11 protein-coding genes are annotated in these 10,917 nt (G+C 39.1%); 2 read left to right on the forward strand and 9 right to left on the reverse strand.

The features are described from left to right. Positions 1-6 precede the first annotated feature (6 nt). The 3 genes from B2R82_RS23810 to B2R82_RS23820 all read right to left on the reverse strand — a co-directional run bounded on the left by B2R82_RS23810 (position 7) and on the right by B2R82_RS23820 (position 3,635). A complete protein-coding gene (locus B2R82_RS23810) occupies positions 7-2,187 on the reverse strand; it encodes a DNA internalization-related competence protein ComEC/Rec2 (protein WP_286927428.1) in 2,181 nt (726 codons plus the stop codon). Between the two features lie 107 nt (positions 2,188-2,294). Next, positions 2,295-2,864: a ComE operon protein 2 gene (locus B2R82_RS23815; protein WP_286927429.1), complete on the reverse strand. Its 570-nt coding sequence runs from the start codon at positions 2,862-2,864 to the stop codon at positions 2,295-2,297. Between the two features lie 123 nt (positions 2,865-2,987). Then, positions 2,988-3,635, reverse strand: coding sequence for a helix-hairpin-helix domain-containing protein (locus B2R82_RS23820; protein WP_286927430.1), 648 nt, complete (start codon positions 3,633-3,635; stop codon positions 2,988-2,990). 317 nt (positions 3,636-3,952) lie between these two features. Here B2R82_RS23820 and B2R82_RS23825 point away from each other — a divergent pair, with 317 nt between their 5' ends. After that, positions 3,953-5,242: a methyltransferase domain-containing protein gene (locus B2R82_RS23825; RefSeq protein ID WP_286927431.1), complete on the forward strand. Its 1,290-nt coding sequence runs from the start codon at positions 3,953-3,955 to the stop codon at positions 5,240-5,242. Between the two features lie 4 nt (positions 5,243-5,246). Continuing rightward, the gene (locus B2R82_RS23830; protein ID WP_286927432.1) at positions 5,247-7,838 is read left to right on the forward strand and encodes a polynucleotide kinase-phosphatase; all 2,592 of its coding nucleotides are present in this window, start codon (positions 5,247-5,249) and stop codon (positions 7,836-7,838) included. A 138-nt stretch (positions 7,839-7,976) separates the two neighbouring features. Here the strand turns inward: B2R82_RS23830 and B2R82_RS23835 are convergent, their stop codons facing one another. The 6 genes from B2R82_RS23835 to B2R82_RS23860 all read right to left on the reverse strand — a co-directional run. Beyond that, positions 7,977-8,717 (reverse strand): class I SAM-dependent DNA methyltransferase, encoded by a 741-nt coding sequence (locus B2R82_RS23835; RefSeq protein ID WP_286927433.1) that lies wholly within the window; start codon positions 8,715-8,717, stop codon positions 7,977-7,979. Then, positions 8,718-9,062 (reverse strand): ribosome silencing factor, encoded by a 345-nt coding sequence (gene rsfS, locus B2R82_RS23840; protein ID WP_054771089.1) that lies wholly within the window; start codon positions 9,060-9,062, stop codon positions 8,718-8,720. It lies immediately after the preceding gene. Then, complete coding sequence (gene yqeK, locus B2R82_RS23845) at positions 9,059-9,631, reverse strand: bis(5'-nucleosyl)-tetraphosphatase (symmetrical) YqeK (protein ID WP_286927434.1); 573 nt, start codon at positions 9,629-9,631, stop codon at positions 9,059-9,061. The genes rsfS and yqeK overlap by 4 nt, the downstream gene beginning before the upstream one ends. Further along, positions 9,600-10,190: a nicotinate-nucleotide adenylyltransferase gene (locus B2R82_RS23850; RefSeq protein ID WP_286927465.1), complete on the reverse strand. Its 591-nt coding sequence runs from the start codon at positions 10,188-10,190 to the stop codon at positions 9,600-9,602. The genes yqeK and B2R82_RS23850 overlap by 32 nt, the downstream gene beginning before the upstream one ends. Before the next feature lie 9 nt (positions 10,191-10,199). Next, positions 10,200-10,502, reverse strand: a complete 303-nt coding sequence (gene yhbY / locus B2R82_RS23855; RefSeq protein ID WP_283868833.1) for a ribosome assembly RNA-binding protein YhbY — start codon at positions 10,500-10,502, stop codon at positions 10,200-10,202. 5 nt (positions 10,503-10,507) lie between these two features. Beyond that, on the reverse strand, positions 10,508-10,917 hold a 410-nt coding region (locus B2R82_RS23860; protein WP_414674133.1), incomplete at its 5' end, for a shikimate dehydrogenase family protein.

Genomic DNA, 10,917 nt, shown 5'->3' on the forward strand with positions numbered 1-10,917 from the left:
CCCTCCTTATTGGACAAGGTCTTTTTCCTTTTGCACTGACCATATATTTTCGTGAACGCGCACTTCAATCGTACCATCTATACCCGTAATCAATGTAGGAAGATTGCGACTGAAGAAACGCTGCATTACTTCTTCGTGTGGATGTCCATATCGATTCCGAAGCCCTGCGCTAAAAATAGTTAGTTCAGGTCGCAGCAGCTCCACAAACTGTTCTGTACTGGAAGTTTTACTACCATGATGTCCTGCCTTCAGTAACGTTATATTCGCTAATTGACTTTTATATAGCTTGATTAGCTGATGTTCACCAGGCTCCTCCAAATCACCTGTTAATAATGCACGAAAGCTTCCCTGCTGCACAAACAGAACAATTGAATCATTATTTCCCTCATAGTGAGTATCTCGCGGCCACAAATAATGGAAGCTAATATTTCCCATTTGCCAGGCAGTCCCTTGCATCTTTTCTTTCACTGGAATTCTTCGCTTTTTGGCTTCGATTAATAAATTTTGCATCACGGGCTTATCAAGTGAACCAGGAGTAACATGAATTTCCTGCATATTAATTTCCTGCAAAACCTCCTCAGCCCCCTCTACATGATCTGCATCTGCATGGGTAACGATAAAAATATCTATATCACGAATTCCTTTACCCTTTAAAAATGGTACAACTATCTGCCTCCCAACTTCATATGGACTTTCTGCTGTCTTCCATGATTCCTGCTCGAAGCGCAGTATACCTCCTGAATCAATGACATAGACAGCCCTTCTAAACGGTAATTCAATCACCGTACAGTCTCCTTGCCCTACGTTTAAAAATGTAAGCTTAGTTTCTTTAAACAGTATTGGAGACACATGAATAACAAATGCAGGTAACAGAATCACAGCTACAAATTTACCATAATGCTTCTTTTCTAAATAATATAAGCCCACTAATACACTACCCATTGCTATACAAATTAGCCAAAAGGATGGCTTCCCTGGTGTCCATAATTGAAATGGCCACTGTTGAATATAAAGGATAAACTCTGTAAGCCAAACTCGTAGTGGCTCGTAGATAGCAAACCAAATTTTTGCGATAGGTAAGGATATAAACGTTAGTGCTAGCAGTACAATATTAATGGGTAAAATAATAAAGGAAAATAGTGGAACAAAAATAATGTTTGCCATAAAGGAAGAAATAGAAATTTCATAAAAATGATGCAGTAATAATGGATAAACCAGCAGCTGACAAACAAGCGTAATGAAAAAGGAACGACTCAACGTAGTCGTCGTTTGCTTAAAGATAACACCTGAATAAATAAGACTGCTAGTAGCTAAATAGGATAATTGAAAGCCAATTTGAAAAATAACACCCGGCTCAAGGAGGACAAAGCCTATAAAACTAATAGCAAGCGCATCATCGATTGGAAGTTGCCACTTAACATGGCGCATTAGTAGCATTAATTCCACGACAGATACTGCACGCCAAACTGAGGGAGCCCCACCTGCTAATACCCCATATATGGGTAAAATAATAACAAGCACTATAGTCGCTATTTCCCTCCGTATTCCTATCCGTAAGAGACCTTCAAAAAATAACCATGACACAAGAGCCACATGTAGTCCTGAAATCGCAAAAAGATGTGTAATACCAAGCTTTTGATAGGCTCGTTGAAGCTCGTTATCTACTTGATCCTGTAAACCAATTAGAAGTGCTTGTGCCTCTGCAACGAGCGATTGTGGAAACGTTCTCTCAATATGTTTTTTTATTGTGTGTCTCTGCTTTGCAAGAAAAGACTGAATCGATTTGTTCTCTTCTACAAATATCCAGTCTGAAATCTCAACTATTCCAACTGCACCTTTGCTTAGTAAGTATTTCTCCATCGAAAATGCATATGGATGGGCTGGTGGAATAGGTGCACTTAATTCGCCCTTTACAAGGTAGGTGAAGCCTGTTAATGAGTTATTTTCATAATCGTTTTTCTCCTGCTCAGAAGAAAATGTATACACTATATATAGTTTGTCACCTGTCTTAGTTTTTGCAAAGCCTCTAAGGTTTTGACCATTTATTTTATATTCACTTGTCCAAGTAATTTGAAATGTCGACGGCAGCGGGGAAGGTTCCGTCAGTTGAAATGTAACAAGGTAGAGATAGCTAAGCAATCCGGTGCCGATTACTAGACCTGAGATGAAATGGGGTTCATTCTTCAAGTATAGCCAAACGACAATAAGGAGGAGAATAGACAGTAGCCAAGCTGACTTATATGCCGCTATCGAGGCTACAAGTACAGCTAATGCTACGTAAACCCATTTATGCTTTAAAGATTTTTGCCAAATAATGCACTCACCTTCTGTTCATATGGGCGCAATTTTTCAGCAGACATACCACTCTCACGAAGCTCGTTTAGTATGTCTATGTACAAGGCTAATTTTTCATCGCTTAAAAAGTCGATTTTACGTTCATCAAATGGTACGTGAACAACCTCCACACCTGCTTTTTCAAATAATTCCTGTGCATACGGGTTATTCTTATAATCTGTCGCATAGTACACACGCTCAATACCCGCTTGAATTATGGACTTTGTGCATGGGAGACATGGAAAATGAGTCACATATAGATCTGCACCCTTTGTAGGTGTACCATATTTAGCACATTGCAGAAGTGCATTCATCTCAGCATGTACTGTCCGTACACAATGATTGTCTACAACGTAGCATCCCTTTTCAATACAATGTTCATCACCTGTAATTGAGCCATTATAGCCACCAGCAATAATTCGTTTATCCCGTACAACAGTTGCGCCAACAGCTAGTCTTGTACATGTACTACGCAATGCAAGAAGATGGCTTTGTGCCATAAAAAATTGATCCCAAGTAATTCGCTCCATATGACTACCTCCATAATAATTTACTATCAATCACTTAAAAATCTAACATTTTGTCATATCACTTTTCTACTATAGTGTAGCCCTTTTTAAAAAGAGTCGTCAATATGACAAAGTTTGTAGCTATTACTTTACTGTAATAGAATCCTTCAGCTTCTCAAACGTTTTTTCACCAATTCCACTTACTTTTTTTAAATCCTCAATCGTTGTGAAGCGCCCATTCTCCTCACGATAGGAGATAATACTTTGTGCCTTAGACGGGCCAATCCCAGATAAAGTTGACAAGGTTGCTTCATCTGCTTGATTTAAATTGACCTTTTGATCTTTTTGAGACCCTTCATTGGTTGATATCCCACTAGTAGACATCGCTAGAATGGAAGCCATGATCTCGTCTAGCTTTTCACCCTTAACAGGGATATAAATTACCATTTCATCCTGAACTTTTTGGGCATGATTAATGAGTTGGGGATCAGCTTCCTGTGTATAGCCACCTGCTAGCTGCACTACATCCACAATACGTTGGTCGGCTTGAAGCTCATAAACACCTGGATACATAACAGCACCCTTAATATCCACTGATACCTGCTGAATGACCGCCTCTTTTGCAGGTTCATCTTGTTCAATTTGTTCAATTGGTTGGATGGTTTCGATGAGCTCTTCCTGGGGGGATGAAGAGTCGGAACTCGAAAAAAAGAAGTAACAAAGTCCACTGATTACAAGTATGGCGGGGAGCAACATACTCTTTTTATACTTTTGCCATAAAGATTGGAGCATTCTCTACATCCTTTCTTTTGCAAAAGGTAATCATATGGAGTCTATTTCATCTTACAATATTATCCTTGTATTGAAAAGATAGTTCGACAATCAATTTTACCTTGACGTAATTGTAGCTGCTGCTGCCGCTACGCTTTCGCGCAAAAAACATCTGCCGTTTTGTTTTCGATATAAAAAACATTTGCTGAATATAGAGATAAAATAATATAACTACTTTTTGATTCACAAAACATTAGACTCTGACAGTATTAGGCAAAATTGTGTTATGCTTTGAAAGAGACACAGCAAACCTTTGCGTACAGAAATGGAGGATGACAATGCAGCTAACGATACGAGCAAAGGGAGAAAATGTGAAAGCTATCTCCTATTTACTTTCAAAAAATCCTAATAATCTTTATGAACGAAGAGTCAGGGAGCATTTAGTTCGACTTGTCTATCATGAGTTCACTGAAACAAATCTAGCGGTAACCATTTTTGTTACACCAGATTCACTTGCCCTTGTTCAAAATGACCATGCACTTGATATAACACACTATATTAATGATCGTGAATTCGCTGCCAGCAGTATTTTTTTATCTCTTATTCGCTCAGCTTTAGGCACAGCATTAAATGGTAAGCCAAAAGAGGCGTATTCGGAATGGGTCTTACATTCATTTGCATTTGAATTTGAAGTGGGACCCATCGCATCCACAATGACAAATGAAGAGATAAGTGACCTATTTGAGCCTCTAGGGTATACTGTCAGCACTGAGGCTATACATCACCAGCACCGTGCACGTTTTCTAACATTATCAGCGGACATCACTCTTCAACAAGCATTGCAACATCTTTTTGTGCTCATCCCAGTGTTAGATGATTACAAGCACTATTTTATCGATCAATTAGAGGTAGATAAGCTTAATCGCTATGGAGAGGGCTGGTTAGCTACACATCCAATGAAAGAGGTTATTTATAAAAAAGCACTTCGCTTCTCCCATCTATACGCTAAGAGTACAATAGCAAAACCTTCTCCTAATTCTCTAAATACATTACGCTATGAAAAAATAGTGGAAACGATTAAACAGCTACCACGAAAATCGTCTATTGTGGATTTAGGCTCTGGTGAGGGCAAGCTTTCAAGTTTACTTGCCTATATAGAAGATGTTGAAGAGCTGCTTGCTGTTGAGCCAAGTGAAATAGCTATGAAAAAAGCGCTTAAGCGTTTTGAAGCGCTAGAGGGAGTATCTGTATCCCCTACACCTACATGGGGTTCTTTATTCTATTATGATGCACGTTTACAGCATAAGGATGTCATTGTATTATGTGAGGTTATTGAACATATTGATGAGGAGCGTCTTCCCAAGATTATGTCATTATTGCTAACTCAATACAGTCCCCAAACATTAATCCTTACAACACCAAATGCTGAATATAATAAGGTTTATGAATTGAATACTATGCGTCATAATGATCACCGATTTGAATGGACTCGAGAACAATTTCAAGAATGGTGTTCTACGATGAATACTCATGAACAATATGAGCTTTCATTTACAGGCATTGGTGATCGGCACGAGCTATATGGACAACCTACTCAAATGTGTATTTTCAGGAAAAAAAGGAGATGATTTTATGAACATTACCATACCAAGCACTGGGATTGTTCTGCTAATTGGTCCATCCAATAGTGGGAAATCTACACTTTTACAACACTGGGTAAATACAGGCATCCTTTCTCCTTCAGAAATCATTAGTTCAGATACATATCGGACACTTGTTTCAGATTCGAATTATATAAATTTTCAAGGGCATTCACAGGAAGAAGCAGAACTTTTATATGAACAATATTTCGCAATCTCAACGCAAGCATTTGCCGTTATGGAGCGGGTTTTAGAAGCAAGATGTACGTTAAATAAATGCACCTTTGTCGATGCAACTCACCTAAAATCGGAAGAACGTCAACAATACATTTTACTTGGTAAAAAACTACATGTTCCTGTTTGTGCAATTGTATTAGATGTTCCCCTAGAAGAATTACTACGACGTGATACGATGCGTAATGACCCAAGAGGAAATAAACGTATTAAACAACAGGCACGATTATTGAAATCAGAAAAACGATTGATAAAAAAAGAGTCGTTTTTGAAAACATATTTTGTAAAAGAAATAGAGGCACTAACGCTAACTAGACAAGAGTCCCCTTTATATCTAAATGTAGATGCAGGGCTTGATATTATTGGCGATATTCACGGTTGTTATGACGAATTACTTGAATTACTTGAAAAGCTAGAATACGAAGTAAATAAGGAAGGTTACTATATTCACCCACAAGGCCGGCGCTTTGTTTCAGTGGGCGATATTATGAGTAGAGGGCCAAAATCAATCAAAACCATGGACTTTTTTGAACGTCATATTGAACGCGGGCTTGCCTTTATGACCGATAGTAATCATGGCTGGAAAATTGCTCGTTGGTTAGATGGACATAATGTATCATTGCATCATGGGGATGAGCTGGTAGAAGCAGAATTTATGAACTATGAAAATACCTATGGAGGAACGCAAACAGCAGCCTTAAAAGCTCGACTAGCAAAATGTTTATTATCCGCACCCTCCCATTATGTGCTGATGAATAAAGGCCTTGCATCCGCTGTTGTCACGCATGCAGGAATCCGTGACCGTTATATAGGCAAGCAATCAGCTCGAATTTCTGATTTCTGTCGCTATGGAGATGTACAAGAGCTAGATATTTCTGGCAAGCCTATACGTAATGATTGGTATACTGAGCATCAAACATCCCAGTTAATTATTTGGGGGCATGACCCAAAAATCAATCCTCTTAGACAGAATCATACTTTGAATATCGATCAGGGTGTTGTCTTTGGTGGTCAATTAACCGCATTTCGATATCCTGAACAAACAATTATGTCTGTAAATGCCTATAAAAACTATGCTGGTACGCAAAATAATCCCTTACTCGAAGCAAAAGCAAAACGATTCGAGCCACCGAACATTGCGGCATTTTTAACGGGATTTGCTGTTGAAACCTCGTACTTGGGCGCGATTCAAATTGGTGGTGCGCAGGCAAAAGCGGCTATCGACAGCGTTTCTCACTATACAGTACCCTTAGAACAACTTATTTATATACCACCAACTATGAGTCCCACTCCGCAAACTTCTGCTCTTGACAATACTTTAGAGCATCCTGCTGAAGCATTTGCATATTATAAAAAACATGGCGTGCAAACAATGATTGCCGAAAAGAAGCATATGGGGAGTCGTGCAGTAGTCTTATTATTTAAGGATGAACATATTGCGAAAGAATATATAGATATGGAAATACTTGGTATTCTGACTACTAGAACAGGCAGACGCTTTTTTGATAAAGAGATGGAATATAAAATTGTTCAACAGCTCCATTCTGAACTGCATGGGAAAAACTACTTTGAACAATTTAATACAAATTTTGTTTTGCTTGATGCCGAAATTCTACCTTGGAACTTAAAAGCACAGCAGCTAATTGATCAGCAATATGCACATGTCGCTGAACAAGCACTGATGGACCGTTCAAAGCTTGTAGAGAAATTACAAAATACAACACAAATCAATGTATCAGAATGGCTTCAAGACTATCAATATTTACTTAACAATGCACAACAATTTTCAACGATTTATCAAAACTACTGCTGGGAGGTTCAAGACACGTCAGGGATTCTAATAGCTCCCTTCCATGTATTAGCACATAGCGCTGAAACGTATTTCCACAAACCACATACATGGCATATGGAAATGAATCGACTATTTGCCAAAAACTCCGAAATCTTTATTGAAACAGACTATAAAATTATTCATGATGAAGCCTCTGAGCAGGAGGTTATAGCATGGTGGGAGGAAATGACTGCTGCTGGTCATGAAGGGATTGTGATTAAACCTGAACTATTTGTAACAACATATAAAGGCAAATTAATACAACCAGCAATTAAAGTACGTGGGCGCGAGTATTTGCGCATCATCTATGGCATGGATTATTTACAGACTTCAAATTTAATAAAACNNAAACTTAAAGAACGCAACCCAAGTAAAAAAATGAGGAATGCATTACGTGAATTCGCACTTGGATTAGAAGGGATTGAGCGTTTTGTCAGAGGCGAATCAACCGCCCGCATACATGAATGTGTACTAGGCACATTAGCACTTGAAAGCGACCCTGTCGACCCAAGACTTTAAAAGGGACAACTGTTGCTGAACTATATCCATCATTTTGACTATTCTATCCACTGATTTGTGGATTCTATCCGTCACTTTTTTCTTTTAGGCCTTAAAAAACAAAACAGCTTGCTGGATATATACCAACAAGCTGTTTTTCTATTTCACCGCACGAATAAAAATGCGTTCACTTTCGTATTCAGGGGCATCATCTGTAAAATCCGCGGTTACCTCCACATGATTGAAACCAATTGTACGAAGCCATGTCATATATTGCTCAATCGGGAATGTACGTTGAATATGCTCCTCGTCGAAGCGTTCATACAAATCACTTACAGCATCTCTAACAAAAAAAGTCATTTGATGAATAACAGAGTGTTCGAAATCACCGGGCTCCGTATGCCATACATAGCTAATATCACCGTCGTCATACGTAAATGGACTATCTAAAAAAATATCATTCATTTTATAAAGTGAATGCACATCAAAAAATAGTTGACCGCCATCCTTTAGAGCAACATATATTCGCTCTAACGTAGCATAAACTGCTTTTTCCTGTACGACGTAATTTAATGAGTCAATAGCTATTGTTACAACGTCAAGCGCCTCAAAGCCCTCTAATTCATCCATTGACATACAAAATAGGGGGACATGTAATCCTACATCAGCAAATCGCTTTGCGGCAATTGAGAGCATATTTTCAGATAGATCAATTCCACTCACACTATAACCAGCCCTTGCTAATAACAGAATAAGTACACCTGTACCACAGCCGATGTCTAAGAGATTAGGGAATTGATTACACGGTGCATGCTGCAAAATCCATTCTACATATTTATCGTAGGGGATATCGACTTGCAGCTCATCATACACATGGGCAAAACGTTCGTAGCTACTCACTTAAGCCTCGGGGATGTCTAGTTGCGGTGCATCGCCCCATAGACGCTCTAAATTATAATAAGCGCGCTCATCCTTATGGAATACGTGTGCCACTACATCTCCTAAGTCTACTAGAACCCAGCGAGCTGCATCGAAACCTTCAACACGACGAATTTCATAGCCCTCTTTTTCAGCTACGTCCTGTAACTCACGCGCAATAGCTTGCACTTGGCGATCAGAGTTACCATGAGCAATGATAAAATAATCCGCTAAAAGTGAAATACCTTGCATATTTAAAACGACAATGTCCTCCCCATGTTTGTCGTCAATTGCTTTGTAAGCTGCTTGTAATAAAGTTGAAGTCATCCTTCACTGTCCTCTCTTTTCATCATATCGTTATAACATTCTATTGATAATGGATAAATTGGCTGTTTTGTGTCAATTAGAAAAGCCAATGTATGGCGCACACAGGCACTCATCGCTTTATCCAAACCTTTTTCCGCCTTTTTACGCAGACGATCTACACCATCAAATTTACGATTAGGCTCAATCATATCCGCTACAAAAATTATTTTTTCTAAACGGCTCATACCAGCACGCCCTGTTGTATGAAAACGAATCGCATTAAGCATATCCTCATCTGTTAATGCAAATTCACTTTCAGCGATATATGCACCTACTGGACCATGCAACAGTTCACTACCCCAGCCAAGCAGACGAGCATCTAATTTTTCAGCACGAACAATATTCTCCATCCATTCAATTTCAGCATATTTTGCAATATCATGAAGGATTGCTGCTGTTTCTGCTTTTTTCTCTTCTTCGCCATACTTTTTGGCTAGTTCTATAGCTGTTTCCATTACCCCAATGGTATGAATATAGCGCTTTTCAGGCATTCGAGTCTTAATCGCCGCTAAATACTGTTCGCGTTCCATAAAGACCTTCCTCTCGTATATATGCCTCTACCGCTTCAGGCAATAAAAAGGTAACTGTTCCTCCCGTGGCAAGACGTTCTCGAATTAGTGTGGACGATAAATCGATTTGAGGAACTTCCACCATTAAAATAGGGTACTCTGAATTAGCCTCAGTCCTTGGACGCTTTACCCCTACAAATTGTACAAGGTTCACCAGCTCATCAATACAGTACCATGAATGAAGGGAATCAATCATATCGCCTCCAATGATAAAGTAAAATTTTACATTTGGCTCTCTTATGCACAATGCAGAAAGTGTCTTATATGAATAGGATACGCCACCCTTCTCTACCTCATACGACTCCACAGAAAAATGTGGATAAGGACTTATAGCACGCTTAACCATTTCTAGCCTCTCCATATCACTGGCATCATGACGTGCAAACTTATGGGGTGGCAGCGCATTAGGCATAAAGCGTACTTCATCTAAATTCAATGCATGAAGTACCTCATTTGCCATCATTAAATGGCCATTATGCGGTGGATTGAACGTTCCTCCCAATAAACCGATTCGTTTCATCATCTCACCTTATTTCGTTGCTTTCGGTAGTACAATCTTTTTTTGATTGCGAGATTCTTTATATAAAACAACTGTTAATCCAATTAATTGCACAAGCTCTGCATGGGCACCCTTTGCTAGTGCTTCTGCAACTTCATGCTTGTCCTCCTCACAGTTATCTAAAATACGTACTTTAATGAGTTCTCGTACTTCTAATGCCTCACGAATTTGCTTCGTCATTTCGTCATTAACGCCGCCTTTTCCTACTTGAAAAATTGGTGTTAAGTGATGTGCCTCTGCACGTAAAAAACGTTTTTGTTTACCTGTTAACATAAAAATTAGTATCCTCCTAATTGCACCTTTAATTGCGCAATCATTGAATTTGTATTTGGGGATTGCCCTAGCCAATACTCAAAGGCAATGGCCCCTTGATGAACAAACATTCCAAGTCCTGTGACAATGGTTGCTCCCTTTTCTTCAGCCGCTTGTAGAAAAGGTGTCATTAATGGATTATACACAATATCCGCAACAATTGCGCCCTTTGTAAGACGATCAAGTGAAAATGGCATTGAAAAATTGCCCGTAGCAAGTCCAGCCGATGTCATTTGCACCAAAATGCAGAAATCAGCTAAGGTTGCTTCAGCCTCTGTTAAGGATATAGCCTGACCTGTACCCATTTCATCGACAATCGCCTGTGCATTGGCTACTGTACGATTGGCAATGGTTAAATTTTTATAGCCCTGCTGCT

The sequence above is a fragment of the Lysinibacillus sp. UBA6686 genome, from assembly GCF_002455205.1.
GTDB lineage: Bacteria > Bacillota > Bacilli > Bacillales_A > Planococcaceae > Lysinibacillus > Lysinibacillus pakistanensis.